Here is a 26,509-nt window from a genome sequence, read left to right as displayed (position 1 = left end):
TCCCCGCCATGCAGGCCACCCCGCCTTTCATGCGCCAGGCCCTGGGCCTTGCCGCCCGGGCGGTGGGCGTGTCCGACCCCAACCCCCGGGTGGGCTGCGTGATCGTGGCCGCCGACGGGCACACGGTGCTCGGCACGGGCCACACGCAGCCCGCCGGCGAGGCCCATGCGGAGGCGATGGCCTTGCGCGAGGCGGCTGCCCACGGCCGTTCGGTCGAGGGTGCGACGGTTTGGGTCACGCTGGAGCCCTGCGCTCACCACGGCCGCACCCCGCCCTGCTGCGACGCGCTCATCGCGGCGAAGGTGGGCAAGGTGGTCGCCGCCCTGCCCGACCCCAACCCGCTGGTCGCGGGCGAAGGGCTGCAGCGCCTGCGCGCGGCGGGCATCGCCGTCGAGACGGGTCCCGGCGAGGCCGAGGCGCGCGACCTCAACGTGGGCTTCTTCTCGCGCATGCAGCGCGGCCTGCCCTGGGTGCGCATGAAGATCGCCGCGTCGCTCGACGGGCGCACCGCGCTGGAAAGCGGGGCCAGCCAGTGGATCACGTCGGAAGCCGCGCGCACGGACGGGCATGCCTGGCGCGCCCGCGCGAGCGCGGTCCTCACCGGGATCGGGACGGTGATGGAAGACGACCCGCGGCTGGACGTGCGCCACGTGGCGGTGCGCCGGCAGCCGCTTGCGGTCATCGTCGACAGCCGGCTGGAAACGCCCACGGCCGCGAAGATGTTCATCGAAGGCCGCCCCCTGCTCGTCTACGCAGCCGTGCCCGACGCGGCGCGCCGCGGCAGCCTGGAAAAGGCCGGCGCCACCGTCGTCGAGATGCCCGGCCCCAACGGCAAGGTCGACCTTGCCGCCCTGCTGCGCGACCTGGCGCGGCGCGAAGTGAACGAGGTGCACGTGGAGGCCGGCCACAAGCTCAATGGGTCGCTGCTGCGCGAAGGGCTCGTGGACGAACTGCTGGTGTACCTTGCGCCGAAGCTCCTCGGTCCGGGGCGCGACATGGCCAACATCGGCCCGCTGGCGCAGCTGTCGCAGGCGCTGCCGCTGGAATTCACCTCGATCGAGGCCATTGGCCCCGACTTGCGCATCCGCGCGCTCGTCAAACGGCCCTAGTCCCCGGGACACAGCGGATTCCCTGCGAAAATGCGGGGATGTTCACCGGAATCATCACCGGGGTCGGCCGCATCGCCGCGGTGCGCGACCTCGGCAGCTCATCGCAGCACGGCAAGCGCCTGCGGGTGGAAGCCCCGGCCGGCTACCTGGCCGACGTGCAGCTGGGCGACAGCATCGCGCTCAACGGCGCCTGCATGACGGTCACCGGCCTCGAAGGCGACGCTTTCACCATCGACATTTCCGCCGAATCGCTCGACAAGACCGCGGGCCTCGCGCAGGCCGGCCCCATCAACCTGGAAAAGGCCCTGCGCGCGCACGACCGGCTCGGCGGCCATATCGTCGCGGGCCACGTCGACGGCATCGGCACCGTGACGCGGTTCGAGCCCGTCGGCGAAAGCTTCGAGCTGCGCGTGCTGGCGCCGCGCGAGCTCGGCAAGTACCTGGCCTACAAGGGCTCGATCACCGTCAACGGCGTGAGCCTCACCGTCAACAGCGTCAAGGACACCGCGGACGGCACCGAGGCCAGCATCAACCTGATCCCGCACACCGTGCAGAACACGGCGTTGGGCGAACTGAAGGCGGGTAGCCGGGTCAACCTCGAGATCGACCTGATCGCGCGCTACGTCGAGCGCATGCTGTCGGGGGTGCGTGCATGACGCAGCCGGTATCGCCCATCGAGGACATCGTCGAGGAGATCCGCGCCGGGCGCATGGTGATCCTGGTCGACGAGGAAGACCGCGAGAACGAGGGCGACCTCGTGCTGGCCGCCGAGCACGTCACGCCCGAAGCCATTAACTTCATGGCGCGCTACGGCCGCGGCCTCATCTGCCTGACGCTCACGCGCGAACGCTGCGAGCGCCTGCGCCTGCCGCCCATGGTGGCGCGCAACGGCACGAAGATGGGCACGGCGTTCACCGTGAGCATCGAGGCCGCCGAAGGCGTGACCACCGGCATCTCCGCCGCCGACCGCGCGCGCACCGTGCAAGCGGCTGTCGCAAAGGATGCGAAGGCCGAGGACCTCGTGCAGCCCGGCCACATCTTCCCGCTGCAGGCGGTGGACGGCGGCGTGCTGATGCGCGCGGGGCATACCGAAGCCGGCTGCGACCTCGCCGCCATGGCGGGCGCGATGCCTGCCGCGGTGATCTGCGAGATCATGAAGGACGACGGCACCATGGCGCGCCTGCCCGACCTGCAGGCCTTCGCCGCGGCGCACGGCCTGAAGATCGGCACCATCGCGTCGCTCATCGAGTACCGCAGCCGCATGGAGTCGCTGGTGCAGAAGGTCGGCACGCGCGACATCCGCACCCCCTACGGCGACTTCGTGGCCCATGCGTGGAACGACAAGCCCAGCGCCGGCGTGCACCTGGCGCTGGTCAAGGGCCAGTGGAAGCCCGATGAAGTGGTACCCGTACGCGTGCACGAGCCGCTGTCGGTGCTCGACGCGCTCGAGCTCGGCCGCCCCATGCACTCGTGGCCGCTCGACGCCAGCCTGAAGTACATCGCCTCGCAAGGCCGCGGCGTCGCCGTGCTGCTCAATTGCGGCGAAGATGCGCAGCAGCTGCTCGCGCAGTTCGAAGGCACGGCACGCGCCGCGCAGGCGCCGGAGCGCGGCAAGATGGACCTTCGCACGTACGGCATCGGCGCGCAGATCCTGCGCGAATGCGGCGTGCATCGCATGAACCTGATGGGCCGCCCCCGGCGCATGCCCAGCATGGCCGGCTACGGCCTGGAGATCGCGGGCTACATCCCGCCCAACGCTTCATAAAGAACAAGAAAAGATGTTTGGCGCAGACAAAGGCAAGGCCGGCAAGCTCGACGGCAAGGGCCTGTACATCGGCATCGTGCAGGCCCGCTGGAACGCGGGCATCACCGATTCGCTCCTCGAAGCGTGCACGGGGGAACTCGTGAAGCTCGGTGTCGCCGAGGACCACATCGACGTGGTCAAGGTGCCGGGCGCACTGGAAATCCCGGTCGCCCTGCAGGCGTTGGCGGAGAAAGGCGGCTACGACGCACTGGTGGCGCTCGGCTGCGTGATCCGCGGCGAGACCTACCATTTCGAGCTGGTGGCCAACGAATCGGCCGCTGGCGTCACGCGCGTGTCGCTGGACTACCAGCTGCCCGTCGCCAACGTCATCCTCACCACCGAGAACCTCGCGCAGGCGCAGGAACGCCAGGTCGAGAAGGGTGTCGACGCCGCGCGGGTCGTGGTCGAGATGTGCAACCTGCTGGACGAACTCTGATGGCCACGGCGAAGAAACCCGCGACCACCAGCACGGGCGCGCGCAAGGCGTCGGCCAAGTCGGCGCGCAGCCGCTCGCGCGAGTTCGCGCTGCAGGCGCTGTACCAGTACCTCGTGGGACGCAACGAAGCGGCCGCGATCGACACGTTCACGCGCGACCTCGCGGGCTTCCACAAGGCCGATTCGGTGCACTACGACGCGCTGCTCCACGGCTGCGTGAAGGAAGCCGGCGAGCTCGACGCGCTCATCGTCCCCCTGCTCGACCGCAAGATCGAGGAAATCTCCCCCATCGAGCACGCGATCATGTGGATCGGCGCGTGGGAGTTCCAGCACGCGCCTGACGTGCCCTGGCGCGTGGTGCTCAACGAGTGCATCGAACTCGCCAAGGAATTCGGCGGCACCGACGGCCACAAGTACGTCAACGCCGTCCTGAACGGGCTGGCGCCGAAGCTGCGGGCAATGGAAGTGGAAGCCGACAAGAAGGCGGGCAAGGCCAGATGAGGATCGCGAAGCTGATCGAAAGGATCGAGCCCTTCTACGTGATGGAAGTGGCCAAGGCCGCGTCGCAACTGGCGCGCGAAGTGGCGCACACCAGCAAGCCGATGATCTTCCTGAACATCGGCGAGCCCGACTTCACCGCGCCGCCGCTCGTGCAGGAGGCGGCGCAGCGCGCCGTCCACGCGGGCAAGACGCAGTACACGCACGCCGTCGGCCTGGACGCCCTGCGCGAGAAGATCAGCCAGTGGTACGCGCAGCGCTTCGGCGTGGACGTGCCGGCGAGACGCATCGTCGTCACATCGGGCGCTTCCGCCGCGCTGCAGCTGGCCTGCCTGGCGCTGGTCGAGCCGGGCGAAGAGATCCTGATGCCGGACCCCAGCTATCCGTGCAACTGCCACTTCGTGACGGTGGCGGGCGGCGAGCCGGTGCGCATCCCCTCCACACCCGCCGAGCGCTTCCAGCTCACCGCCGCCAAGATCGCCGAGCACTGGACGAAGAAGTCGCGCGGGGTGCTTCTCGCATCGCCCTCCAACCCGACGGGCACGTCGATCCATCCGGACGAGCTGCGCCGCATCCATGACTTCGTGAGCAGCCACGGCGGCATCACGATCCTCGACGAGATCTACCTGGGCCTGTCGTACGAGGAGACCTTCGGCCACACGGCGCTTTCGATTTCCGACCAGATCATCAGCATCAACAGCTTCTCGAAGTACTTCAACATGACCGGCTGGCGCCTGGGCTGGGTCGTGGCGCCCGAAGATGCGGTGCTGGCCATCGAGAAGCTCACGCAGAACCTGTACATCTGCCCCAGCGCCGTCGCGCAGCATGCGGCCCTGGCCTGCTTCGAGCCCGACAGCATCGCCGAATACGAGCGCCGCCGCGCCGAGTTCAAGCGCCGCCGCGACTACTTCATCCCGCAGCTGGAGAAGGTGGGCTTCCACGTGCCGGTGGTGCCCGACGGCGCGTTCTACGCGTGGGCCGACTGCACCGAAGTCTGCAAGCGCCTGGGCGTGAAGGACAGCTGGGACCTGACCTTCGAAATCATGAAGCGGGCGCACGTGGCCGTGACGCCCGGCCGCGACTTCGGCGTGGCCCAGGCCGCCAACTTCATCCGCTTTTCCACCGCGAGCTCGATGGAGCACCTGCAGGAAGCCGCGCAGCGGCTGGAGGAGCTGCTCAAGTGACGCAGCAGCGGGCTTTCACCTGGCCCGTGCGCGTCTACTGGGAAGACACGGATGCCGGTGGCATCGTCTTCTACGCCAACTACCTGAAGTTCTTCGAGCGCGCGCGCACCGAGTGGCTGCGCGCGCTGGGCATCGGCCAGCACGGCCTGAAGGAACGCACCGGCGGCATGTTCGTCGTGCTCGAAACCAGCGTGCGCTACGTCAAGCCGGCCCGCCTGGACGATGAACTTCTTGTTACGGCCGAGGTCAAGGAAGGGGGACGGGCGTCTTTGATAATCGACCAGCAAGCCCTTGACGCGGCCACCGGGGCCCTGCTCTGCCAAGGGAATATCCGCATTGGATGGGTCGAGGCGGCCACCCTGCGCCCTGCCAGAATCCCCGCCGACATCCTGGAAGCCCTGAAACAACGATGACCAACGAACTGTCGATCCTGCAACTGGTGCTCAACGCGAGCTGGGTGGTCAAGCTCGTCATGCTCCTGCTGCTGGGCGTCTCCGTCGCAAGCTGGGCGGCGATCTTCCGCAAGCTGATCGCGCTGAAGCGCGTGAACTCCCTCAACGAGGAGTTCGAGAAGGAGTTCTGGTCGGGCACCAGCCTGAACGACTTGTACTCGGCGGCCGTGCAGCAATCGAAGAACGCAGGGCCGATGGAACGCATCTTCGCCAGCGGCATGCGCGAATACCAGAAGCTGCGGGAGAGGCGCATCACCGACGCGGGCACCTTGCTCGACGGTGCACGCCGCGCCATGCGCGCAGGCTTCCAGCGCGAGATGGACGCGGTGGAAACGCACCTGTCGTTCCTCGCCTCGGTGGGTTCCGTCTCGCCGTACGTCGGCCTGTTCGGCACGGTGTGGGGCATCATGCACGCCTTCATCGGCCTGGGCGCGCTGCAGACCGTCACGCTCGCCACCGTCGCCCCCGGCATCGCCGAGGCGCTGGTCGCCACCGCCATCGGCCTGTTCGCGGCCATCCCCGCGGTGGTCGCCTACAACCGCTTCGCCCGCGACATCGACCGCGTCGCCATCCGCCTGGAGACCTTCATCGAGGAGTTCTCCAACATCCTGCAGCGCAACCTCGGGGCGCAATCCGCTTCGGGCCACTGACCATGCCGGCCATGGCCCACCGCGGCGGCCGCCGCCGCACGATGAACGAGATCAACATGGTCCCGTTCATCGACGTCATGCTGGTGCTGCTGATCATCTTCATGGTGACCGCGCCCCTCATCGCCCCGAGCATGATCGACCTGCCCAGCGTGGGCAAGGCGGCCAAGGCGCCCGACCAGGTGATCCAGGTGCAGATCCGCAAGGACGAAGGCATCGACGTGAAGGTGGACGAGAAGTCCATGAGCGTGCCCATGGCCGACCTCGACTCGACGATCAAGCAGCTGCAGGCCGGCCGGCCCGCGGGCAGCAGCGCCGTGGTCATCGCTGCCGACAAGAACGTCAAGTACGAACTTGTCGTGAACGTGATGGACAAGCTGCAACGCGCGGGCGTCCAGCGCGTGGGCCTGTCGGTGCAGGTGGCGAAGTAGGCACGCCATGCAGGCGACAGCGGACAGCCTCGCCTTCGCGCCGCCGCGCGAACCGGCCGCGGTGCGGGGCTTCCTGCTCGCCGCCGTCGCGCACATCCTGCTCATCGTTGCGCTCACCTGGGGCATCACCTGGGACAAGAGCACCGCGCCCGTTGCGGTCGAAGCCGAGCTGTGGTCCGCGTTGCCGCAGGAAGCCGCGCCGCCGCCTCCGCCTCCCCCGCCGCCGCAACAGCAGGTCGTGACAGCCCCGCCGGTGGCTCCGCCGCCGCCCGTCGTCGAGCCGAAGGCGCCCGACATCACCATCGAGCGCGAGAAGAAGCGCCAGCAGGAAGAGGCCCGGCGCCACGAGGAAGAGGAGCGCCGCAAGCTCGAAGCGCAGAAGAAGCGGCTGGAGGAACAGCGCTGGCTCGCCGAGGAGAAGCGCCAGCGCGAGGAACTCGCGAAGAAGGAAAAGGCCCGGCAGGAGCTCGACGCGAAGAAGCGCGAGCAGTTGCGCAAGGAGCAGATCGCGCGCATGCAGGCCCTGGCCTCGGGCGGCGGCTCGCCCTCCGCGCAGGGCACGGCGCAGAAGTCGTCGGGGCCTTCGGACAGCTATGCCGGCCGCATCCGCGCGCGCGTCAAACCCAACATCGTGTTCACCGACGACGTGCCGGGCAACCCCAGCGCCGAGGTGGAAGTGCGCATGGCGCCCGACGGCACCATCATCGCGCGCAAGGTCACCAAGCCCAGTGGCGTCAAGAGCTGGGACGACGCCGTTCTGCGCGCCCTCGACAAGACCGAGATGTTGCCGCGCGACGTCGATGGGCGGGTACACACCCCACTGATCATCGAGTTCAAGCTGCGGGGCTGATCAGAGACCTATCGCCAGGACCTGATCGAGAAGAGCCGACCGACCCCCCGCTGCAAGCGCAGGATGAACTTCACCGCGGGCATCTGCAGGCGCCGCTCGGCATCGGCCAGCGCTTCAGGCAGGCCGAATCTCAATTCATACTCGCCGAAGTAGGCCGAAGTCACTTTCGATTCGGCGTCGAGCAGCGAGCGGGTGAGGTCGGCTCCTGGGCCTGGTGGCGCGGAGCCATAGTCGAGCACATTGAACCGGAACCACGGTGGGAGCCGTGCATTGCCCATGAGCGAGGGACGGACGCGATGCTGCAGGGAAAGCCCGCGCTCGGAGAACTTGTCGTGCCACCACGTCCTGGGCTGGCAATTGACGTGGCCTTCGCCTGGCTGCCCAGGCACGGCGGCGGAAAAGACGACCGCCGGCGCCGCCGAACAGAGGAGCGCCACGAGTGCGTCCGAGCGGTCCTCGCGGATGTGCTCCCCGACTTCGAGGCAGACCGCAAGGTCGAAGGCATTGGTGAACCGCGAAGTGGCCGCGCGGACCGCCTGCTCCGACTCCAGGTCAAGGTGCTCGAACAGGACCCGCGTGCCGGAGAAGTCCGGGGATGAGTAGCCGTCGGTCGCGACGACGCTGCAGCCGCGCCGCGCGAGCTCGCGACTCAGATGGCCCGGACCGCATCCGACGTCCAGCACTCGTTCCGGCGCATAAGCTCGCACGATTGCTTCTGCAACGGCACCGTAGTCGTGGGCGAAGGTGCGTGCATCGCCAAAGTATTGGGCGTCGTAGCTCACGTCACGCGTCGTACACCACCTGCGCGGCCCCTTGGTCGGCCTGCGCCATCCAGCTCGCCAGCGCCGCATCGCTCGGGAAGAAGCGCGCGTCGTCGCCCAGCTGGATCTCCGCCTCCGCGCCATCTCGCTTCACCGCCAGCCGCACCGGCAGGCCGCGCACAAGGTCGCCCTGCTCCGTCGATTCGCGCCTGGCCGGGAAGTCGCGCAGGATGCGCTTGATGTCGGGCGCCTTGCCGTTCACCGCCACGCGCAGGAACTTGCCGAAGCGGCAGCGCGCCGTCGCCAGGTCCCACACCTGGTTCACGTTCAATCGATAGCCGCCGTTGAAGCGATCCGGCTGCAGCTTGCCCTGCACGATGACAAGCTCGTCGTCCTTGAGCAGGTTGCGGTTCAGGTTCCACAGCGATTCGTCGGCCGTGGCCTCGATCACCGCCGACTTGTCGTCCAGCTTGAAGATCGCGAGCTTGCCGCGCGGCGCGTTGATCGTGCGGAAGTCGCTGACGATCCCCGCGAGCAGCTGCGGCTCGCGGCTGTCGATCAGCTCGTCGATGCGGCGCCTGGCGAAGCGCCGCACTTCCAGCGCCACTTCGTCGAAGAGGTGGCCCGAGAGGTAGAAACCGATCGCCGTCTTCTCGAAGGTCAGGCGCTCCTTCACGCCCCAGGGCACCGCATCCACCAGGGGCGGCTCCTGCGTGCTGGCGGCGTGCGAATCGCCCGAGTCGAACAGGCCGCCTTGGTTGGCGTTGGCCTCGGTGGCGTTGGCGAAGTCGAAGGCGCGGTCGATCGACGCGGCCATGGCCGCGCGATTGAGCTGCAGCGAATCGAAGGCGCCGGCCTTCACCAGCGCTTCCACGGTGCGCTTGTTGATCTTCGTGCGGTCCACGCGGCAGCAGAAGTCGAACAGGCTCTTGAACGGGCCGCCCTCCTCGCGCGCGGCGACGATCGCATCGATCGCCTGCCCGCCCGTGCCCTTCACCGCGCCCAGGCCGTAGCGGATCACCTTGTCGGAGATGGGCTCGAAGCGGTACACACCGCGGTTGACGTCCGGCGCCTCGAAGGTGATCCCGAACTGCTGCGCGTCCTCGAACAACACCTTCAGCTTGTCGGTGTCGTCCATTTCGATGGTCATGTTGGCGCAGTAGAACTCCGCCGTGTAATGGACCTTCAGCCACCCGGTGTGGTACGCCAGCAGCGAGTACGCGGCGGCGTGGGACTTGTTGAAGCCGTAGCCCGCGAACTTCTCCATCAGGTCGAAGATCTCGTCGGCCTTGCCCTCGGAGATGTTCTTCTGCGCCGCGCCCTTGCGGAAGATGTCGCGGTGAAGCGCCATCTCCTCGGCCTTCTTCTTGCCCATCGCCCGGCGCAGCAGGTCGGCGCCGCCGAGCGAGTAGCCGCCCAGCAGCTGCGCGGCCTGCATCACCTGCTCCTGGTAGACCATGATCCCGTAGGTCTCGGAGAGCACCTGCTCCAGCAGCGGGTGCGGGTAGTGCACGTCCTCGCGCCCGTTCTTGCGCGCGCAGAACGACGGGATGTTCTCCATCGGGCCCGGGCGGAACATCGCGTTGAGCGCCACCAGGTCCTCCAGCCGCGTGGGCTTGGCGTCGCGCAACATGCCTTGCATGCCGCGCGATTCGAACTGGAACACCGCCTCGGTCTTGCCGTCGGCGAAGAGCTTGTAGGTGTGCGGGTCGTCCAGCGCGACCTTCTCGAACGCGAAGTCCTTCTGGTCCGGGTGCCGCTCGCGGATGAAGTCCTTGGCCAGCTCCAGGATCGTGAGGGTCGCGAGGCCCAGGAAGTCGAACTTGACGAGGCCCGCGGCCTCGACGTCGTCCTTGTCGTACTGGCTCACCGCCGACTCGCTGCCCGGCTGTTGGTAGAGCGGCGTGAAGTCCGTGAGCTTGCCCGGCGCGATCAGCACGCCGCCCGCGTGCATGCCGACGTTGCGCGTCAGGCCCTCGAGCTTCTGCGCGAGGTCGACCAGCGTCTTCACGTCCTCCTCGCGCTCGTAGCGCTCCTTGAAGAGCGGCTCCTGTTCCAGCGCGTCGGCGATGGTGATGTGCTGCCCCGGCTTGTTCGGGATCAGCTTGCTGATGCCGTCGCAGAAGGTGTAGCTCATGTCGAGCACGCGGCCCACGTCGCGGATGGCCGCGCGCGCGGCCATCGTGCCGAAGGTGGCGATCTGGCTCACGGCGTCCTTGCCGTACTTGTCCTTGACGTAGTCGATGACGCGGTCGCGGTTGGCCTGGCAGAAGTCGATGTCGAAGTCGGGCATCGACACGCGCTCCGGGTTGAGGAAGCGCTCGAAGAGCAGTTCGTACTCGAGCGGGTCCAGGTCGGTGATGTTCAGCGAGTACGCGACCAGCGAGCCGGCGCCCGAGCCGCGGCCCGGGCCCACCGGGCAGCCGTTGCGCTTGGCCCAGTTGATGAAGTCGCCCACGATGAGGAAGTACCCCGGGAACTTCATCTTCAGGATGGTCTCGATCTCGAAGTCCAGGCGCTGCACGTAGCGCGGCGCCTCCTTCTCGCGCCGCGCCGGGTCGGGATACAGCTGCGCCAGCCGCTCCTTCAACCCTTCATGCGAGGCAAAGCGGAAGTACTCGTCGATCGGCATGCCGTTCGGCGTGGGGAATTCCGGCAGGTGCGGCTTGTTCAGCTCCAGCACCAGGTTGCAGCGCTTGGCGATCTCCAGCGTGTTCGCCACCGCCGAAGGCACGTCGGCGAAGAGCTGCTCCATCGCGGCCTGCGGCTTGAACCACTGCTCGCGCGTGAACTTGCGCGTGCGGCGCGGGTTGGCCAGGATCTCGCCTTCCGAGATGCACACCCGCGCCTCGTGCGCCTCGTAGTCGTCCTCGGTCGCGAACTGCACGGGGTGCGTGGCCACCACCGGCAGCTTCAGGCGCGCGGCCAGTTGCACCGCGGCGGCCACGTGCGCATCGTCGTCGGCGCGGCCCGCGCGCTGCAGCTCGACGTAGAAGCGGTGCGGGAAGATCGACGCCAGTGCCAGCGCCGCGTCGCCGGCGCGCTGCTCGTCGCCCTGCACCAGCGCCTGCCCGACGGGCCCCGCCTGCGCGCCGGAGAGCACGATCAGGCCCTCGCCCAGCTCCTTCAGCCACTCGATCTTGCAGGCGCCTTGCGCCTTGACGACGTTCTTCGTCCAGGCGCGCGCCAGCAATTCGCACAGGTTCAGGTAGCCCTGCCGGTTCTGCACCAGCACCGCGACCCTCGCCAGCGACTGCGGGTCCTTGGCGAAACCCTGCACGAAGAGCTCGCAACCGATGAGCGGCTTGACGCCGGCCGAGCGCGCGGCCTTGTAGAACTTGATCGCGCCGTAGAGGTTGTTCAGGTCGGTGACCGCCAGCGCGGGCTGGTGGTCGGCCTGCGCCGCCTTCACGATCTCGTCGATGCGGTTGGTGCCGTCGGCGATGGAAAATTCCGTGTGCAGGCGCAGGTGGACGAACATGCAGCGATTGTAGGAAACGCCGGGACCCCCTCGGTCCTTAAAATCGGCGGATCGTGAATTCCGTCCTGAACGTTTCGGCGTACCGCTTCGTCGACATTGCCGACCCGCATGCGCTGCGCGCGGCGCTGCTGGAGCGCGCGCGCTCGCTGGACCTCAAGGGCACCATCCTGCTGGCCTCGGAAGGCATCAACCTGTTCCTGGCGGGCGCGCCGGAGGCCGTGCGCGGCATCGTTGCCTTCCTGCAGCTGGAAGCGAAGGAAAGCTGGTCGCAGGCCCAGCCCTTTCGCAAGCTGCTGGTGAAGGTCAAGCGCGAGATCATCCGCATGGACACGCCATCCGTGCAGCCGGCGCGCGGCCGTGCGCCGGCGCTGGATGCGAAGACCGCGCGGCGCTGGATCGGGCAAGGCCACGACGACGCCGGCCGCCCCGTCGTGCTGCTCGACACGCGCAACGCGTTCGAGGTGGACTACGGCACCTTCGACGGCGCGATCGACTGGCGCCTGTCGAAGTTCAGCGAATTTCCCGCCGCGCTCGCCGCGCGTCGCGCGCAGCTCGAAGGCAAGGCGGTCATCAGCTTCTGCACGGGCGGCATCCGCTGCGAGAAGGCCGCGATCCACATGCGCGACAGCGGCCTGGACAACGTGTGGCAGCTCGAAGGCGGCATCCTGAAGTATTTCGAGGAGACCGGCGGCGCGCACTTCCGCGGCAAGTGCTTCGTTTTCGACGGGCGCGAGGCGCTGGACACGTCCCTGCAAGCCTGATAAACCTCGCCCGTCACGGCCCCACTTGGGCCGCAGGAGGGCCACATGCTTCGAGCAGTCGCATTCCTTTTCCTGGCCGTCGCCACGTCCGCGTGGGGCCAGTCCTTCGACCCCATCACGACCGATCCGCCCGCGGGCGATCCGCAGTTCGCGGCGCAGCCCGCCCTGTTGTCCGTCCAAAGCGGTGGCGTCACCCTGAACGGCCGCGGCCTGATCGCGCAAGGCAAGGGCCCGCATCCCACCGTGCTGCTCTTGCACGGCTTCCCGGGCAACGAACTGAACCTGGACCTCGCGCAGGCCATGCGGCGTGCGGGCTGGAACGTCTTCATGTTCCATTACCGCGGCAACTGGGGCAGCGGCGGCCAGTACTCGTTCCCGAACGTGCTGGAGGACACGGCCACGGTGCTGGCCCACCTGCGCACGCGCGCCAACCCCGCCTGGCGCGTGGACCCGGGCCGGATCGTCCTGGTGGGGCACAGCGTGGGCGGGTTCGCGGCGCTCAACACCGCGGCCGCGGATGCAGGCGTCAAGTCGGTCGCTTCGATCGCGGGCTTCGACGTCTCCCTGAACGGGGAATCGCTGGCTGCGAACGCGGCCATGCGCGACGGGTTCACCAACTTCGTGAAGGCGCAAGGGTCGATCAACGTGCCGGACGCGGAGGGATTCATCAAGGCATGGACCACGGCCCCCGCGTCGTGGAAATTCCCCGGCCTGGCGTCGAAACTCGCGACGAAGAACGTTCTGATGGTGATGGGGAGCCGGGACACAGTCTCGACACCGGCCATCCATCACGCGCCGCTGCTGCAGGCGCTGAGAGCGACCCCGGGCGCGCAAGTGGCGGAGGTGGTCCTGGAGACCGACCACAACTTCTCGGACAAGCGGATCGCCTTGCAGCGGGCCATCCTGGAGTGGCTCTCGAAGCAGTGAAAGACGCTGGCTCCCGGCCTGCGCCGGGATGACGGTCAGGAGCGCGGTTCCGCCGCCGTGAAGCGCGTCGGCGGCAGGGGGATGAACTCGTCGTCGCCCGGCACGCGGCCCATGCGCATCGCCTGCCAGTCCTCGCTGGCCTGGATGATGCGGTCCTTGCGGCTGGAGACGAAGTTCCACCACATGTGGCGCGGGGCGTCCAGCGGCTCGCCGCCCACCACCGCGAACCGCGCGGCGCCTTGCGCGTGGATTCGCGTCGCTTCGCCCGCACGCAGCACCGCCATCGTCCCCGCCGGCAGCGTCGCGGCCTCGATCACGAGGTCGCCCTGCACGGGATAGACCGCCATCTCGGGCGCGAGCGGCGGCAGCTCGATGGCGCCGCCCGCGGGCAGCATCACGTCGAGGTACAGCGTCTGCGAGAACGCCTTCACCGGCGACGTCGCGCCGAACGCGGAGCCGATGAGCACGCGAACGCGCGCCTGGCCGAGGTCCACGTCGGGGATCGCATCCGCCGGCGTGTGCGCGAACGACGGCTCGTCCTCCTCGTGCGCCAGCGGCAAGGCCGTCCACAGCTGCAGGCCGTGCATGCGGTAGCTCGTGCCGCGCAGGTGGTCCGGACGGCGCTCCGAATGGACGATGCCCCGACCCGACGTCATCCAGTTGATCGCACCGGGTTCGATCAGCTGCTCGCTGCCGATGCTGTCGCGGTGCATCATCGCGCCTTCGAAGAGGTAGGTGACCGTTGCGAGGCCGATGTGCGGATGCGGCCGCACGTCGTGGTTCTCGTTCGGCGGCGCCACCACCGGCCCGAAGTGGTCGAAGAAGATGAACGGCCCGACGTTGCGCCGCTGCATCGAAGGCAGCAGGCGGCGCACGACGAAGCCGCCGCCGAGGTCCTTCTCGTGGCCCGCGAGGGTGATGTCGATGGACATGCGCTAAGGATAGAGGCGCGCGGTGATCTCCGCCACGCGTGCGCCGAGCAACCTTGCGGTCTCGAGGTCGCCGGCCGACATGTCGGCCGCGCCGCCGTCGGTGGGCGAAGCGGCCATCGCGCCGGTGTACGAGACCAGGTAGTTCACGTCGTCGCGTTTCGACGACTTCAGGTTGGAGGGCATGAGCCCCAGGCTCACCCAGATCATCCCGTGCTGGTTGGCCAGCGTCATGATGGTGTGCAGCGTGTTGAGCTTGTCGCCGCTCATGCCGCCGCTGTTGGTGAAGCCCGCCGCCACCTTGTCCTTCCACGCCTGGGCATACCAGGGCTTGGACGAGGCGTCGGCGAACTTCTTGAACTGCCAGCTGACGTCGCCCATGTAGGTGGGCGAGCCGAAGATGATCGCGTCGCTGGCCTTGAGGTCCTCCCACCCGCCGGGCGGGAGGTTGCCGTCGGCGTCGATCGCCACCAGCTCCGCGTTGGCGCCTTCGGCCACCGCCTGCGCCATGCGCTGCGTGTGGCCGTAGCCGGAGTGGTAGACGACCGCGATGCGCGTCATCGTGCCCCGTAGGCGGGCCGGCCGGCCGGCTCTTCATCGCGGCTGCGCACGCCGCCGTCCACGCTCAGGCGGCCGGCGCCGAAGGCCGCGAAGGCCAGCAGGCCGCCGATGATGCCGAGGTTCTTGTTGAAGCTCATCTTCTGCGCCATCAATTGTGCCTCGGGCACGGCCCAGTAGCCATGGAAGAGGGGCGTGATGACCGCGACGAAGATCGCCAGGCCCAGCGCCGCCCAGCGGGTCTGGAAGCCGACCAGCACGGCGAGGCCCAGGCCCAGCTCGGCGAACACGGCGATGGCCGCGCAGATCTCGGGGAACGGCACGCCCTTGCTGGCGATGTAGCCGGCGGTGCCGGCAAAGCCCATGAGCTTCGCGAAGCCCGAGGGCACGAACACATAGGCGACCAGCATGCGGCCGATCAGGGCGAGCGCGTCTTGCGCGCCGTTGGTGGGGGTGTTGGTGGTGGTGGGGTACATCGTGTTTTTCCCTTCGACGTCTTTCCGTTTGATGATCACTGGCCGACGAGGTCGAAGACCAGCACTTCCGCATCGCGTCCCGCCGACAGCGTGACCTGCGATTCCTTCTCGAGCTGCGCGGCGTCGCCGCCGACGAGCTTCTTTCCGTTCACTTCCACTTCGCCGCGCACCACGTGCACGTAGCCCTTGCGGGTGGGATCGAGCTGGAGCGTGGAGGTTTCCGCGCCGTCGAAGAGCCCCGCGTACACGCGCGCGTCCGCGTGGATCAGCACCGAGCCTTCGGCACCGTCGGGCGACGCGACAAGCCTCAGCTTGCCGCGCTTCTCGCCCTCGTCGAAGGTCTTCTGTTCGTAACTGGGCGCGATGCCGCGCACGTTCGGTTCGATCCAGATCTGCAGGAAGTGCGTGGTCTCGTTGGGCGCGTGGTTGAACTCGCTGTGCATCACGCCGCGGCCGGCGCTCATGCGCTGCACGTCGCCGGGCGGGATGCCCTTGACGTTGCCCATGCTGTCCTTGTGCGCGAGGTTGCCCTGCAGCACGTAGCTGATGATCTCCATGTCGCGGTGGCCGTGCGTGCCGAAGCCCGTGCCGGGCGCGATGCGGTCCTCGTTGATGACACGCAGGTTGCCCCAGCCCATGTGCTGGGGGTCGTAGTAGTCGGCGAAAGAGAAGCTGTGGAACGACTTGAGCCAGCCGTGGTCGGCGAGGCCGCGTTCGTTGGACTTGCGAAGCGTGAGCATGGGGCGCTCTCCTTTCCTGATGCTTCCCATGTTGGTCCACGGGCGGTGTCGGAAGGATTCCCGCCTTTGATGGCATCATTCAAAAAAACTGAAGCCCCTGGCCCATCCATGGCAACCCCGCGCGATGTCCTGACGCCCGACGCCCTCTCGCTGCTGCAGGCGGTGGCCACGAGCGGCAGTTTTGCCGCCGCGGCGCGCGAACTGGGCCTGGTGCCCAGCGCCGTCACCTACCGCGTGCGGCAGATCGAGGACGCGCTGGACGTGCTGCTGTTCGACCGCAGCTCGCGCCAGGCGCGCCTGACCGATGCCGGCACCGAGCTGCTGCGTGAAGGCGCGCGCCTGCTGCAGGAGATCGACGCCGTGGCCAACCGCGTGCGCCGCGTGGCCACCGGCTGGGAGTCGCAACTGACGATCGCCGTCGACACGGTGATGTCGTGCGCCACGGTGATGGAGCTGGCGCAGGCCTTCTTCGAGCTGGCGCCGACCACGCGGCTGCGGCTGCTGGACGAGTCGCTGTCGGGCACGCTGGAGAAGCTGACGTCCGGCCAGGCCGACCTGGCGATCGGCGTGGTGCTGGACCCCGGCACGTCGGCCGGCATCCAGGCGCAGCCCATCGGCGACATGCCGTTCGTGTACGTCGTCGCGCCCCACCACCCGCTGGCGAAGCTGCGCGAGCCGGTCAGCGACGACATCGTGCAGAAGCACCGCGCCATCGCGGTGGCCGACTCCGTGCAACATGGCGCCGCCGTGACCTTCTCGCTCCTTCCCGGGCAGGACGTGCTGACCGTGCCGACGATGCGCGCGAAGATCGACGCGCAGTTGCGCGGGCTGGGCGGCGGCTTCGTGCCCGAGCCGCTCGCGCGGCCGCACGTCGAGCGCGGCACGCTGGTCGTCAAGAAGCTGCAGCGCACGGCGCGGCTCGTTCCGATGCGCTATGCGTGGCGCACCAGCCCGCCGCCGGGCCGCGCGCTGTCGTGGTGGCTGCAGCAGCTGGAGAGCCCCGCGACGCGGCGGGCGCTGCTGGAGCGGCACCGGTTCGCGGACGGCATCCTGGGCTGACACGATGGCGCCGTACGTCGGCCGTTTCGCGCCCTCGCCCACGGGCCCCCTGCATGCGGGCTCGCTCGTCGCGGCGCTGGCGAGCTGGCTCGATGCGCGCGCGAACGGCGGGCGCTGGCTGGTGCGCATCGAGGACGTCGACACGCCGCGTTGCGTGCCGGGCGCGGCCGAAACCATCCTGCGGCAGCTGGCCGACTGCGGCCTCGTGCCCGACGAGCCGCCGCTGTGGCAATCGGCGCGGCGGGAGCACTACCAGCGCGCACTCGATGCGCTGGTGGCCGCCGGCCGCGCCTACCCGTGTGCGTGTTCGCGCAAGGACATCGAGGGCGCGCTCGCGGCGCTGGGGCGCACGCAGGAGCGGCACGGCGAGCTCGTCTACCCGGGCACCTGCCGCAACGGCTTGCACGGGCGCGAGCCGCGGTCGTGGCGTTTCCGTGTCGAGCCGGGCCGCGTGGCGTGGACCGACCGCCGCCTGGGCGCGCAATCGCAGGACGTCGAGCGCGAAGTCGGCGACTTCGTCCTCAAGCGCGCGGACGGCTTGTGGGCCTACCAGCTCGCCGTCGTCGTCGACGATGCGGCGCAAGGCATCACCGACGTCGTGCGCGGCGAGGACCTGGCGGACAACACCGCCAGGCAGATCCAGCTGCAGCAGGCGCTGGGCACGGCGACGCCGCGCTACCTGCACACGCCGCTGGTGTTCGGCGCCAACGGCGAGAAGCTGTCGAAGCAGAACGGCGCGGTGGAAGCGGAAACCCGCGACCCGCTGCGCGCGCTCAACGCCACGGCGGCCGCGCTGGGCCTGCCGGCGCAGGAAGGCGCAGTCGCATCGGCCCTGGCGGCGTGGGTGGCGCAATGGCGCGCCACCTACAATCGAAGCCCGTGAGTGACGACGAAAACGACAAGACGCCGCACAGGCGCACCATCCGCAGTTTCGTGAAGCGCGGCGGCCGCGTGACCACCGGCCAGGCGCGCGCCCGCGAACAGCTGGGTTCGCAGTTCATCATCGGCTACGAGCCGCGCGTGCTGGACCTGGCGCAAGCCTTCGGCCGCGATGCGCCCACCGTGCTCGAGATCGGCTTCGGCATGGGCGAGGCCACGGCGCACATCGCGGGGCTGATGCCCGGCACCAACTTCCTGTGCTGCGAGGTGCACACGCCCGGCGTGGGCGCCTTGCTCAAGCGCATCGGCGAGCAGCAGCTTTCGAACATCCGCATCGTGCAGCACGACGCCGTCGAGGTGCTGGACCACATGGTCGCGCCCGCGTCGCTGGCAGGCGTGCACGTGTTCTTTCCGGACCCGTGGCACAAGAAGCGGCATCACAAGCGCCGCCTGATCCAGCCGCCGCTGGCCGCGAAGATCGCCTCGCGCCTGCAGCCGGGCGGCTACCTGCACTGCGCGACCGACTGGGAGGAGTACGCGCAGCAGATGCGCGAGGTGCTGGGCGCCGAACCGGCGCTGGAGAACACCGCCGGCGGCTACGCGCCGCGCCCGGAGTACCGGCCGCTCACCAAGTTCGAGAACCGCGGCCTGAAACTGGGCCACGGCGTGTGGGACCTGGTGTTCCGCAAGCGCTGATGCCGGGCACGAAGCCTGCATTCGCCCATGAGCAATCGGCATGGCGCCCCCGGTGATCCCGCCTTGTGGGGGCAATGCCCGAGGAGTATCGTCATTGAGCGCTTTCGAGTTAGTTTGAGAGGAGTCCCCACCATGTCCATCCGCCGCAGAACCGCCCTGGCCGCGTCGCTCGCACTCGCCGTCGCCGGCCCCGTATGGGCCCAGGCCAAGAACCAGAAGAAGATCGTGCTGGGGCAGTCGGTGCCGCTCACCGGCGCCGCCAGTGAAATCGGCCTGGCCTTCGCCGCCGGCGCGAAGCTTTACGTCGACACCTTCAACGGGCAGAAGAACAGCCCGGGCTACCAGTTCGAACTGCGCCAACTGGACGACGGGTACGTCCCCGCTCGCGCCGGCGAAAACGCGAAGAAGCTATTGGCCGACGGCGCCGACCTGCTGTTCGGTTTCGTGGGCACAGGCAGCGCCGATGCCGGTGCCAACGTCGCCACGGCCGAGAACGCGATCTTCTTCGCGCCCTTCGCGGCCGCGGACACCTTGCGCGACGCCAAGCACCCGAACGTCTTCCACGTGCGCCCCAGCCTGGCCGACGAGGCGCTGAAGATGGTGCGCCACTGCGCAACCCTCGGGCAGACGCGCATCGCCGTCCTGGCCGAGGACGACGCGATGGGCCGCGCGGGCCTGCAGGCCGTGCAGGAGGCGCTCGCCGAACAGAAGCTGGCGCCGCTGGTGGCTTCCGCATTCGTGCCAGTCAACAGCGACAAGGTCGACAACGCGGTCGCCACGATCACCAAGGCCAACCCGCAGGCGATCATCCAGGTGTCCCTGTTCAACTCGACGGCCGCCTTCATCCGCAAGGCGCGCAAGTCGGGCTATGCGGGCTCGTTCCTGAATTTCTCGGTGGTCGGCATCGACCCGCTGTTCACCGCGCTGGGCAAGGAGATCGGCGGCGTGGTCGTGTCGCAGGTGGTGCCTTCGCCCAAGAGCCGCGCCACGCCCATCGTCAAGGAATACCTCGCGGCCATCGACAACTCGGACCAGACGCCGTCGTACGAAAGCCTGGAAGGCTTCATCGCCGCAAAGACGATGGCCGAAGCCGTCAAGCGCGCGGGCGTCGGGACCAAGTTCGACAAGGCCGCCTTGCAGCGCGCGATGTCGTCGATGACCGACTACGACGTGGGCGGCTTCCGCATCAACCTGCGCGCGGGTGTGCGCGACTCGGTTCGCGCGATCGACCTGGTGACGATCACGCCGGACGGCAAAGTCGTCCGCTAAGCGTCAGACACGTTCGGCGACCCAGCCCTGGACCGACTCCAGGGCCAGGGGCAGCTTGCTCGCGTCGGTGCCGCCGGCCATGGCCATGTCGGCCTTGCCGCCGCCCTTGCCGCCGACCTGCTGCGCGACGAAGTTCACCAGGTCGCCGGCCTTGACCTTGCCCATGCTGTCGGCGGTGACGCCCGCAGCGAGCTGCACCTTGCCGCCGTCCACGGCCGCGAGAACGATGGCCGCGGTCTTGAGCTTGTCCTTGAGCTTGTCCATCGTGTCGCGCAAGGTCTTGGCGTCGGCGCCGTCCAGGCGCGCAGCCAGCACCTTCACGCCCTTCACGTCCACCGCCTGCGACACGAGGTCGTCGCCCTTCGACGATGCGAGCTTGCCCTTGAGCTGCGCTATTTCCTTTTCGAGCGTGCGCACCTGGTCCAGCACCTGCACGATGCGGCCACCCAGCTCCTGCGGCGCGGACTTGAGCGTGCTGGCCGCGCTGTTCACGGTGGACTCCAGGTCCTGCAGGTAGTGCAGCGCATTGGCACCCGTCACGGCCTCGACGCGGCGGATGCCCGCGGCCACGCCGCCTTCCATCACGATCTTGAACAGCCCGATGTCGCCCGTGCGCTGCACGTGCGTACCGCCGCACAGCTCGCGCGAGCTGCCGATGTCGAGCACGCGCACGGTGTCGCCGTACTTCTCGCCGAACAGCATGACCGCGCCGGTCGCCTTCGCCGATTCGATGTCCATCACGCGCGCCTGCGTGGGCTGGTTCGCGAGGATTTCATCGTTGACGCGCTTTTCGATCTCGCGCACCTGGTCGTCGGTGACGGCGTGGTTGTGCGTGAAGTCGAAGCGCGTCTTGTCGGCATCGACCAGCGAGCCCTTCTGCTGCACGTGCGAGCCCAGCACTTCGCGCAACGCCTTGTGCATCAGGTGCGTGACCGAGTGGTTGCGCATCGTCGCCTGGCGGCGCGCGGTGTCGACGGCGGCCTTCACCGCATCGCCGACCTTCAGCGTGCCCTGCGCCATCGTGCCGTGGTGGCCGAAGACGTCGGCCTTGATCTTCTGCGTGTCCTCCACGCCGAACTGCACGCCCTGCGCGGCGATGGTGCCGCTGTCGCCCACCTGGCCGCCGCTTTCCGCGTAGAACGGCGTCTTGTCGAGAACGACCACGCCCGACTCGCCCTGCGCAAGCTGCTGCACGGGCGTGCCTTCGCGGTACAGCGCGACGACTTTCGCCGGTTCCTCGAGCTTTTCGTAGCCGGTGAACACGTTGCCCGCGCCGGTGTATTCCAGCGCGCGGTCCATCTTGAACTTGCCCGCGGCACGGCCGGCGGCCTTCTGCTTTTCCATCGCCCGCTCGAAACCCGCCGTGTCGACCGTGACGTTGCGCTCGCGGCAGACGTCGTTGGTCAGGTCCAGCGGGAAGCCGTAGGTGTCGTGCAACTTGAACGCGACATCACCCGGCAGCACGGTCTTGCCGCCGGCCAGCGCCGCATCCAGGATCTCCATGCCGTTCTCGAGCGTTTCGTAGAAGCGCTCTTCCTCCGCCTTCAGCACGTCCATGATGCGTTGCTTGCTCGCGGCGAGGTTGGGATACGCCTCGCCCATCATCGCGACGAGGTCCGGCACGATCTTGTAGAAGAACGGCGTCTTCTGGCCCAGCTTGTAGCCGTGGCGGATGGCGCGGCGGATGATGCGGCGCTGTACGTAGCCGCGGCCTTCGTTGGACGGGATCACGCCGTCGGCCACGAGGAACGACGTCGCGCGCACGTGGTCGGCAATGACGCGCAGCGACGGGTTCGACAGGTCCTTGGTGTGCGTCTCGCGGCCGGCGGCGGCGATCAGCTTCTCGAAGATGTCGATCTCGTAGTTGCTGTGCACGTGCTGCAGGATCGCGGCGAGGCGCTCCAGGCCCATGCCGGTGTCCACGCAGGGCGCGGGCAGCGGCACCACGCTGCCGTCCGGCTGCATGTCGAACTGCATGAACACGTGGTTCCAGATCTCGATGAAGCGGTCGCCGTCCTCCTCGGGGCTGCCGGGCGGCCCGCCGGGGATGTGATCGCCGTGGTCGTAGAAGATTTCCGAGCACGGGCCGCAGGGGCCGGTGTCGGCCATCATCCAGAAGTTGTCGCTCTTGTACTTGCCGCCCTTGTTGTCGCCGATGCGGATGACGCGATTCGCCGGCAGGCCGATCTCCTTCGTCCAGATGTCGTAGGCCTCGTCGTCCTCGTGGTACACGGTGGCGAGCAGCCGGTCCGCCGGCAGGCCGTACACCTGGGTGAGCAGCTCCCAGCCCCACTTGAGCGACTCGCGCTTGAAGTAGTCGCCGAAGCTCCAGTTGCCCAGCATCTCGAAGAACGTGTGGTGGCGCGCCGTGTAACCCACGTTCTCCAGGTCGTTGTGCTTGCCGCCGGCGCGCAGGCAGGCCTGCACGGATGCCGCGCGAACGTACGGGCGCTTGTCGGTGCCCAGGAACACGTCCTTGAACTGCACCATGCCCGAGTTGGTGAACATCAGCGTGGGGTCGTTGCCCGGCACGAGCGGGCTCGACGCGACGACGGCATGCCCCCGCTGCTCGAAGAAATCGAGGAAGGTCTGGCGGATCTCGGCGACGGTGAATTTGCGGGGGGTCATGGGGGTTCCGGGTGGACCGGTGATTTTATCGGGTGGCCCATGCCCCGCCCCGCTGCCTGAGCCATTCCCTCTTGCACGTGCCGCGGAATCCTGCCGACTTGCGCGGCTCGGCCCCCAGGGGAGGTTGACTTTTCAACTTCCGTGAACGCCGGCTCGATGCTGCTCGCGCAGCGCGTGAAGCAGTTCATCGACGCCAGGGGTTGGTGAAGCCCTGCTGACTTAGAATCGCTCAACCCTGCGGGCGTCGTTCAATGGCAGGACCTGAGCTTCCCAAGCTCAAGACGTGGGTTCGATTCCCATCGCCCGCTCCAGCCCGGAGCCCCACCGCGGGGCTCTTCGCATTTCTGCGGTGGCCGGCTCAAACCGCCCCGACGACCGTCTGCTTCACCGGCACCGTCTGCTCGAACGAGGGCCGCTGCCACAGGCGCTGCGCCAGCGCTTCCAGGTGCGCATGCCGGCGCCATGGCAGTTCGGGGTAGCGCACGTCCAGGTACTGCAGCAAGGTCCCCACCGCGATGTCACCCAGGCTGAAGGAGTCGCCGACCGCGTATTCGCTGCCCGGCTCGATGAGCCGTGCGATCTCGTCGACGGCGGCGGCGATCTTCGCTTGCTGGCGCGCGAGCCAGGGCGCGCTGCGATGCGCCTCGGGGCGCTGGCGCTCCATGAAGACCAGCACGAAGGCGTCGCAGGCGCCGTCGGCCAGCACCTCCAGCCGCTTCGCCGCGAGCAGCAGGCGCGTGTCGCGCGGGTAGATCGGCGGCTCGGGATTGCGCAACTCGAGGTACTCGAGGATGAAGCGCGACTCGTAGTAGCACTCGCCGCTGTCGAGGATGAGCACCGGGATCTTGCCGAGCGGGTTGTATTGGGGCGCGGTGGCGCCGGCGTTCCACGGCACCTCGGTGAGCAGCTCGAACGGGATGCCCTTCTCGTGCAACGCGATCCGCACCTTGCGCGCGTAGGGGCTGGGCGTCGCGCTGAGGAGCTTCACGCGGCTTCCCGCTTCTCGCGGCGGCGAGCGGCGTAGAACATGGCGCCCTCGGGGCCGTAGCGTTCCGAGTGGGGCACGTTCGCTTCCAGCTGGAACCCGCTGCCGGGGACCAGGTGCACGGTGATCGGGCCCTGCTGCAGCCACATCTCGCCTTCCACCAGGACGGCTTCGACGCTGAAGGGGTGCGTGTGGATCCCGGTCACGGCCTGCGGCGCCCAGCGGCGCTCGAGCACTTCGTCGAAGCCCCTGGCGACGGCGTCGGCGCGGAAGGATTCGAAGTCGGGCAGTGATGTCATGGCAGGCGCTCCTGTAGCGTCAATGCAAGGCGATCGAGTCGGCGAACCGGGAGACTGCTTCGGCCAAGCCCGCCGGGTTGTCGGTCTGCACGGAATGGCGGGCGCGCGGCACGTCCATCCAGCGCCCGTCGGGCAGCGCGGCGGCGAACTTGCGCGCATCGTCGGCGGTGAAGATTTCGCTGTCGGCGCCGCGCGCCACCAGCACCGGGCAGGCGATGCGGTGCAGGACGCCCCACAGCGGGCGGCGGGCATCCATGATGTCCTTGGCCGTCAGGCCGACGAGCGTGCGGGGGTCGTACTTCCACGTCCAGGTTCCGTCGTCCTGGCGGCGCAGGTTGAGCGCCAGCGTGTCGCGCAGCAGCGCGGGGTCGCGGCGCGCGCCCAGGCGCGACAGCCTTGCCGCGGCATCCTCGGGGCTGTCGAACACGCGATAGCCGCCCAGGCCGCGCATCAGCCGGTCCACGGGCTCGAATTGCGCCTCCGGGCCGATGTCGACGCAGACCAGGCCGCCCACGCGATCGGGGTGCGAGGCGGCATACGCGATCCCGTTCACGCCGCCCATCGACATGCCCACCACGATCGGCCTGTGCAAGGCCAGGGCGTCGACGAGCGCGGCGACGTCCCGTGCGTGGTCCGCGAGGGCGTATTCGCCGGCGTCGGACCATTGCGAATCGCCGTGGCCGCGCTGGTCCAGCGCCACGCACCGGAACCGGCCGCTCATCGCCAGGCAGAACGCGTCCCAGGTGTGCGCCGACTGGCCGCCGCCGTGCAGCAGCAGGAGCGGCCGGGCGGCGGGGTCGCCCCATTCGAGGTAGCGCATGCGCAAGCCGTTGAGCGTCGCGAAGCCCTGCCGCGGCGGCTCGATGCGGTCGCGGTCGATGGCGATCCCGGCGTGCGCCGCGATGGCCGCCAGGTACTCCGTGCGCAGGGTCATGCCCGTGCCGCGAGTTCCGCCAGCTTGTTCCTCAGCACCTGCCGCGCCGGCTCGCGCCGTGCCAGCTGCTCGATGCGTGCGAGGCGATCGTCGCCGGTGAAGATTTCCAGGTCGCGCAGCGCCAGCGGGTCCACGCGGGTGCGCAGGATCTCCAGCTGCTGCGGCGTGAGCGGCGTGAACGGCACCGGCCGCTCACTGAACTTCAGGTCGAAGCCGGTCTGGTCCTGCACCTGCTGGCGCGTGACGCCCGGCATCAGCGTCTCGACTTCGAGCACGCCACCCGGGCGGAACCGCATGATGGCGAGGTCGGTGATGATGGTGTGCGGCTTCGCGCCCTCTTCATTGCCGGGGCCGCTCACGAAATCGAGCTTGCGCACGAAGCAGTTGCGGTCGTGGCGCGGCACGTACATGTACAGGGCCGCCTCCACCGGGATGCCGTCGGGCAGGCCCGCCGCGCCGGGCAGCCGCACCTTCGGCGACTCGTACGGGCCGATCACCACGTTGTTGGTGCGGCCGGTCGCGTCCACCTGCGCGGGCCGCAGGAACTCCTTCCAGCCGCCGCGCCGCCCCGTCACGAACGAGGGCAGGTACGAGCCGTTCACGTCCCAGTACGTGAAGCGGTACACGGCCCGCTCGAGCGCCTCGAACTCGTAGGCGGCCAGGCTCAGCGAATGCGAATCCGGCACGAAGCAGTTGCCCACCGGGCACAGCCGGATCGAGTGCCGCGCGTGCGTGGCCTGCGCGAGCATGTAGGCGGAAGTCGGCAGGAACGTGCCGATGCCTTCCAGCAGGACGTCGCCGTCCTCGATCTGCGCGCAGATCGCGGCGACCATGTTTTCCGAGACGGTGTGCGCTTCAGGCTGGGTCACGGCTGGTCTCCACGATGCTTTTCAGGTAGTCGGGCAGGCCGGCGGGGCCGTGGACGTGTTGCGCGAGGTACTGCGGGGCGCCGCCGCCGCGCGCCTGGCGCAGGTAGTTGGTGAGGTGGACGACGTCCAGCGGGTAGTCGGGGTAGCAGCTGGTCGGGTGTGCGCCGCCGGGGGCTTCGACGACGGCGTCGACCATGAAGGACACGAGGCCGGCGCCGCCCTGCGCGGCCTTGATCTGCGCGGTCGGCACGATCTTCTCCGCGGTGACGATGGTGTAGTCGGCAGCCATCGCGAGCTGCGCGTCGACGCAGTGCTGCCCGCCCAGCCAGGTGTGGCCCTGTTCATCCGCCATGGGTGCATGGATGATCGCCACGCGCGGCGCGAGCGCCGGGAACCAGGTGAGCTCCTCGCCCGTGACGGGGCAAGGCGCACGCCTCAGGTCCGGGCGGATGCGGAAGAAGTCGGTGCCGACCTCGCAATCGCGCGACGGCAGGTAGGGCACGCGCATCAGCGCGGCCTGCAGGCCGACCGCGATGGTGTATTCGGTTTCTTCCACCACCTTCACGAGCCCCTGCTCCACCGCCTTGCGCAGCAAGGGCGCAAGGCCCAGGAATTCCAGGCCGAAATAGCACGTGCGCAGCGTGCCCAGAGAGCCCGCCGCGGCGAGCAGTTCGGCCTCGAAGCCGCTGCACATGCCCACCACGGTCAGGTCGCGCAGCTCGCGCCGCACGAGCCCGCGCACGAAGGCCATCGGCTTGCGGTACAGCGTCATGCCGCCGATGCCGATGGTGTCGCCGTGGCGGACCTGCCCCAGCGCCTGGGCCATGTCCATTCTCTTGTTCACTGCA

Annotated in this window: 28 protein-coding genes and 1 tRNA gene; 17 read left to right on the top strand and 12 right to left on the bottom strand. The window is 68.7% G+C overall.

The annotated features are described in order from the left end of the window. The first annotated feature begins 8 nt into the window (after positions 1-8). From ribD to WG903_RS10610, 10 genes are read left to right on the top strand one after another with little or no spacing between them, the layout of a single operon-like run. Positions 9-1,109, top strand: a complete 1,101-nt coding sequence (gene ribD, locus WG903_RS10655) for a bifunctional diaminohydroxyphosphoribosylaminopyrimidine deaminase/5-amino-6-(5-phosphoribosylamino)uracil reductase RibD (protein WP_340075079.1) — start codon at positions 9-11, stop codon at positions 1,107-1,109. A gap of 38 nt (positions 1,110-1,147) precedes the next feature. Then, positions 1,148-1,765 carry a riboflavin synthase gene (locus tag WG903_RS10650; RefSeq protein WP_340075077.1) on the top strand — a complete coding sequence of 206 codons (618 nt, stop codon included), beginning with the start codon at positions 1,148-1,150 and terminating at the stop codon, positions 1,763-1,765. After that, positions 1,762-2,874, top strand: a complete 1,113-nt coding sequence (gene ribBA / locus WG903_RS10645) for a bifunctional 3,4-dihydroxy-2-butanone-4-phosphate synthase/GTP cyclohydrolase II (protein WP_340075075.1) — start codon at positions 1,762-1,764, stop codon at positions 2,872-2,874. The genes WG903_RS10650 and ribBA overlap by 4 nt, the downstream gene beginning before the upstream one ends. Positions 2,875-2,887: 13 nt before the next feature. Next, positions 2,888-3,349, top strand: coding sequence for a 6,7-dimethyl-8-ribityllumazine synthase (ribH, locus tag WG903_RS10640; RefSeq protein WP_340075073.1), 462 nt, complete (start codon positions 2,888-2,890; stop codon positions 3,347-3,349). Next, positions 3,349-3,849: a transcription antitermination factor NusB gene (gene nusB / locus WG903_RS10635; protein WP_340075071.1), complete on the top strand. Its 501-nt coding sequence runs from the start codon at positions 3,349-3,351 to the stop codon at positions 3,847-3,849. The genes ribH and nusB overlap by 1 nt, the downstream gene beginning before the upstream one ends. Further along, positions 3,846-5,030 (top strand): pyridoxal phosphate-dependent aminotransferase, encoded by a 1,185-nt coding sequence (locus WG903_RS10630; RefSeq protein WP_340075069.1) that lies wholly within the window; start codon positions 3,846-3,848, stop codon positions 5,028-5,030. The genes nusB and WG903_RS10630 overlap by 4 nt, the downstream gene beginning before the upstream one ends. Next, on the top strand, positions 5,027-5,443 hold the full coding sequence (gene ybgC / locus WG903_RS10625) for a tol-pal system-associated acyl-CoA thioesterase (RefSeq protein WP_340075067.1): 417 nt from the start codon (positions 5,027-5,029) through the stop codon (positions 5,441-5,443). The genes WG903_RS10630 and ybgC overlap by 4 nt, the downstream gene beginning before the upstream one ends. After that, entirely contained in the window at positions 5,440-6,132 is a 693-nt protein-coding gene (gene tolQ / locus WG903_RS10620; protein ID WP_340075065.1) for a protein TolQ, read from the top strand. Before ybgC ends, tolQ begins: the two co-directional genes overlap by 4 nt. Before the next feature lie 2 nt (positions 6,133-6,134). After that, positions 6,135-6,560: a biopolymer transporter ExbD gene (locus WG903_RS10615; RefSeq protein WP_340075063.1), complete on the top strand. Its 426-nt coding sequence runs from the start codon at positions 6,135-6,137 to the stop codon at positions 6,558-6,560. A 7-nt stretch (positions 6,561-6,567) separates the two neighbouring features. Beyond that, positions 6,568-7,410, top strand: a complete 843-nt coding sequence (locus WG903_RS10610; protein WP_340075061.1) for a cell envelope integrity protein TolA — start codon at positions 6,568-6,570, stop codon at positions 7,408-7,410. 8 nt (positions 7,411-7,418) lie between these two features. Here WG903_RS10610 and WG903_RS10605 read toward each other — a convergent pair whose 3' ends face one another. Together WG903_RS10605 and dnaE are read right to left on the bottom strand one after the other, a co-directional pair. Continuing rightward, the gene (locus tag WG903_RS10605; protein WP_340075059.1) at positions 7,419-8,192 is read right to left on the bottom strand and encodes a class I SAM-dependent methyltransferase; all 774 of its coding nucleotides are present in this window, start codon (positions 8,190-8,192) and stop codon (positions 7,419-7,421) included. 1 nt (position 8,193) lies between these two features. After that, positions 8,194-11,652, bottom strand: coding sequence for a DNA polymerase III subunit alpha (dnaE, locus tag WG903_RS10600; RefSeq protein ID WP_340075057.1), 3,459 nt, complete (start codon positions 11,650-11,652; stop codon positions 8,194-8,196). Between the two features lie 53 nt (positions 11,653-11,705). Here dnaE and WG903_RS10595 point away from each other — a divergent pair, with 53 nt between their 5' ends. Both WG903_RS10595 and WG903_RS10590 read left to right on the top strand, forming a co-directional pair. Next, positions 11,706-12,413, top strand: a complete 708-nt coding sequence (locus WG903_RS10595) for a sulfurtransferase (RefSeq protein WP_340075055.1) — start codon at positions 11,706-11,708, stop codon at positions 12,411-12,413. 45 nt (positions 12,414-12,458) lie between these two features. Next, positions 12,459-13,340, top strand: coding sequence for an alpha/beta hydrolase family protein (locus tag WG903_RS10590; RefSeq protein ID WP_340075053.1), 882 nt, complete (start codon positions 12,459-12,461; stop codon positions 13,338-13,340). A 35-nt stretch (positions 13,341-13,375) separates the two neighbouring features. Here the strand turns inward: WG903_RS10590 and WG903_RS10585 are convergent, their stop codons facing one another. Genes WG903_RS10585 through WG903_RS10570 form a run of 4 tightly spaced genes read right to left on the bottom strand, consistent with a single transcriptional unit; the run spans position 13,376 to position 16,043 of the window. Next, the gene (locus WG903_RS10585) at positions 13,376-14,272 is read right to left on the bottom strand and encodes a pirin family protein (protein ID WP_340075051.1); all 897 of its coding nucleotides are present in this window, start codon (positions 14,270-14,272) and stop codon (positions 13,376-13,378) included. A gap of 3 nt (positions 14,273-14,275) precedes the next feature. Then, the gene (locus WG903_RS10580; protein WP_340075049.1) at positions 14,276-14,830 is read right to left on the bottom strand and encodes a flavodoxin family protein; all 555 of its coding nucleotides are present in this window, start codon (positions 14,828-14,830) and stop codon (positions 14,276-14,278) included. Next, entirely contained in the window at positions 14,827-15,303 is a 477-nt protein-coding gene (locus WG903_RS10575) for a DoxX family protein (protein ID WP_340075047.1), read from the bottom strand. The genes WG903_RS10580 and WG903_RS10575 overlap by 4 nt, the downstream gene beginning before the upstream one ends. 35 nt (positions 15,304-15,338) lie before the next feature. Beyond that, positions 15,339-16,043 carry a pirin family protein gene (locus WG903_RS10570; RefSeq protein ID WP_340075045.1) on the bottom strand — a complete coding sequence of 235 codons (705 nt, stop codon included), beginning with the start codon at positions 16,041-16,043 and terminating at the stop codon, positions 15,339-15,341. 108 nt (positions 16,044-16,151) lie between these two features. Here WG903_RS10570 and WG903_RS10565 point away from each other — a divergent pair, with 108 nt between their 5' ends. The 4 genes from WG903_RS10565 to WG903_RS10550 all read left to right on the top strand — a co-directional run bounded on the left by WG903_RS10565 (position 16,152) and on the right by WG903_RS10550 (position 19,946). Beyond that, positions 16,152-17,102, top strand: coding sequence for a LysR family transcriptional regulator (locus WG903_RS10565; RefSeq protein ID WP_340075043.1), 951 nt, complete (start codon positions 16,152-16,154; stop codon positions 17,100-17,102). Between the two features lie 4 nt (positions 17,103-17,106). After that, positions 17,107-17,985 carry a tRNA glutamyl-Q(34) synthetase GluQRS gene (gene gluQRS, locus WG903_RS10560; protein WP_340075041.1) on the top strand — a complete coding sequence of 293 codons (879 nt, stop codon included), beginning with the start codon at positions 17,107-17,109 and terminating at the stop codon, positions 17,983-17,985. Next, positions 17,955-18,677, top strand: coding sequence for a tRNA (guanosine(46)-N7)-methyltransferase TrmB (trmB, locus tag WG903_RS10555; RefSeq protein ID WP_445263592.1), 723 nt, complete (start codon positions 17,955-17,957; stop codon positions 18,675-18,677). The genes gluQRS and trmB overlap by 31 nt, the downstream gene beginning before the upstream one ends. A 132-nt stretch (positions 18,678-18,809) precedes the next feature. Then, positions 18,810-19,946 carry an ABC transporter substrate-binding protein gene (locus tag WG903_RS10550; protein WP_340075037.1) on the top strand — a complete coding sequence of 379 codons (1,137 nt, stop codon included), beginning with the start codon at positions 18,810-18,812 and terminating at the stop codon, positions 19,944-19,946. Between the two features lie 3 nt (positions 19,947-19,949). Here WG903_RS10550 and alaS read toward each other — a convergent pair whose 3' ends face one another. Further along, a complete protein-coding gene (gene alaS, locus WG903_RS10545; RefSeq protein WP_340075035.1) occupies positions 19,950-22,574 on the bottom strand; it encodes an alanine--tRNA ligase in 2,625 nt (874 codons plus the stop codon). A gap of 237 nt (positions 22,575-22,811) precedes the next feature. Between alaS and WG903_RS10540 the strand changes: the two genes are divergently transcribed. Continuing rightward, a tRNA-Gly gene (locus WG903_RS10540) sits at positions 22,812-22,885 on the top strand. Between the two features lie 47 nt (positions 22,886-22,932). Here WG903_RS10540 and WG903_RS10535 read toward each other — a convergent pair. From WG903_RS10535 to WG903_RS10515, 5 genes are read right to left on the bottom strand one after another with little or no spacing between them, the layout of a single operon-like run. Beyond that, positions 22,933-23,562 carry a glutathione S-transferase N-terminal domain-containing protein gene (locus tag WG903_RS10535; protein WP_340075033.1) on the bottom strand — a complete coding sequence of 210 codons (630 nt, stop codon included), beginning with the start codon at positions 23,560-23,562 and terminating at the stop codon, positions 22,933-22,935. Further along, a complete protein-coding gene (locus WG903_RS10530; protein WP_340075031.1) occupies positions 23,559-23,858 on the bottom strand; it encodes a cupin domain-containing protein in 300 nt (99 codons plus the stop codon). Before WG903_RS10530 ends, WG903_RS10535 begins: the two co-directional genes overlap by 4 nt. A 19-nt stretch (positions 23,859-23,877) precedes the next feature. Beyond that, complete coding sequence (locus WG903_RS10525) at positions 23,878-24,792, bottom strand: alpha/beta fold hydrolase (protein WP_340075029.1); 915 nt, start codon at positions 24,790-24,792, stop codon at positions 23,878-23,880. Beyond that, a complete protein-coding gene (locus tag WG903_RS10520; protein ID WP_340075027.1) occupies positions 24,789-25,661 on the bottom strand; it encodes a CoA-transferase subunit beta in 873 nt (290 codons plus the stop codon). The genes WG903_RS10525 and WG903_RS10520 overlap by 4 nt, the downstream gene beginning before the upstream one ends. Then, positions 25,648-26,505 (bottom strand): CoA transferase subunit A, encoded by an 858-nt coding sequence (locus WG903_RS10515; RefSeq protein ID WP_340075025.1) that lies wholly within the window; start codon positions 26,503-26,505, stop codon positions 25,648-25,650. Before WG903_RS10515 ends, WG903_RS10520 begins: the two co-directional genes overlap by 14 nt. Between the last annotated feature and the right edge of the window lie 4 nt (positions 26,506-26,509).

It is taken from the genome of Ramlibacter sp. PS4R-6, from assembly GCF_037572775.1.
In the GTDB taxonomy this organism is placed as follows: Bacteria; Pseudomonadota; Gammaproteobacteria; order Burkholderiales; family Burkholderiaceae_C; genus Ramlibacter.
The sequence above is the reverse complement of the archived record's forward strand: the minus strand, read 5'-3'. Positions and strand labels throughout refer to the sequence as shown.

Excerpts from the sequence above, each read along its gene's own strand:
- WG903_RS10525 (WP_340075029.1), bottom strand. The coding sequence starts at position 24,792 with ATGACCCTGCGCACGGAGTACCTGGCGGCCATCGCGGCGCACGCCGGG.
- WG903_RS10530 (WP_340075031.1), bottom strand. The coding sequence starts at position 23,858 with ATGACATCACTGCCCGACTTCGAATCCTTCCGCGCCGACGCCGTCGCC.
- WG903_RS10610 (WP_340075061.1), top strand. The coding sequence starts at position 6,568 with ATGCAGGCGACAGCGGACAGCCTCGCCTTCGCGCCGCCGCGCGAACCG.
- WG903_RS10650 (WP_340075077.1), top strand. The coding sequence starts at position 1,148 with ATGTTCACCGGAATCATCACCGGGGTCGGCCGCATCGCCGCGGTGCGC.
- tolQ (WP_340075065.1), top strand. The coding sequence starts at position 5,440 with ATGACCAACGAACTGTCGATCCTGCAACTGGTGCTCAACGCGAGCTGG.
- ribH (WP_340075073.1), top strand. The coding sequence starts at position 2,888 with ATGTTTGGCGCAGACAAAGGCAAGGCCGGCAAGCTCGACGGCAAGGGC.
- WG903_RS10575 (WP_340075047.1), bottom strand. The coding sequence starts at position 15,303 with ATGTACCCCACCACCACCAACACCCCCACCAACGGCGCGCAAGACGCG.
- WG903_RS10615 (WP_340075063.1), top strand. The coding sequence starts at position 6,135 with ATGCCGGCCATGGCCCACCGCGGCGGCCGCCGCCGCACGATGAACGAG.
- nusB (WP_340075071.1), top strand. The coding sequence starts at position 3,349 with ATGGCCACGGCGAAGAAACCCGCGACCACCAGCACGGGCGCGCGCAAG.
- WG903_RS10580 (WP_340075049.1), bottom strand. The coding sequence starts at position 14,830 with ATGACGCGCATCGCGGTCGTCTACCACTCCGGCTACGGCCACACGCAG.
- gluQRS (WP_340075041.1), top strand. The coding sequence starts at position 17,107 with ATGGCGCCGTACGTCGGCCGTTTCGCGCCCTCGCCCACGGGCCCCCTG.
- WG903_RS10590 (WP_340075053.1), top strand. The coding sequence starts at position 12,459 with ATGCTTCGAGCAGTCGCATTCCTTTTCCTGGCCGTCGCCACGTCCGCG.
- WG903_RS10550 (WP_340075037.1), top strand. The coding sequence starts at position 18,810 with ATGTCCATCCGCCGCAGAACCGCCCTGGCCGCGTCGCTCGCACTCGCC.
- WG903_RS10570 (WP_340075045.1), bottom strand. The coding sequence starts at position 16,043 with ATGCTCACGCTTCGCAAGTCCAACGAACGCGGCCTCGCCGACCACGGC.
- alaS (WP_340075035.1), bottom strand. The coding sequence starts at position 22,574 with ATGACCCCCCGCAAATTCACCGTCGCCGAGATCCGCCAGACCTTCCTC.
- dnaE (WP_340075057.1), bottom strand. The coding sequence starts at position 11,652 with ATGTTCGTCCACCTGCGCCTGCACACGGAATTTTCCATCGCCGACGGC.
- WG903_RS10585 (WP_340075051.1), bottom strand. The coding sequence starts at position 14,272 with ATGTCCATCGACATCACCCTCGCGGGCCACGAGAAGGACCTCGGCGGC.
- WG903_RS10565 (WP_340075043.1), top strand. The coding sequence starts at position 16,152 with ATGGCAACCCCGCGCGATGTCCTGACGCCCGACGCCCTCTCGCTGCTG.
- ribBA (WP_340075075.1), top strand. The coding sequence starts at position 1,762 with ATGACGCAGCCGGTATCGCCCATCGAGGACATCGTCGAGGAGATCCGC.
- WG903_RS10630 (WP_340075069.1), top strand. The coding sequence starts at position 3,846 with ATGAGGATCGCGAAGCTGATCGAAAGGATCGAGCCCTTCTACGTGATG.
- ribD (WP_340075079.1), top strand. The coding sequence starts at position 9 with ATGCAGGCCACCCCGCCTTTCATGCGCCAGGCCCTGGGCCTTGCCGCC.
- trmB (WP_445263592.1), top strand. The coding sequence starts at position 17,955 with ATGGCGCGCCACCTACAATCGAAGCCCGTGAGTGACGACGAAAACGAC.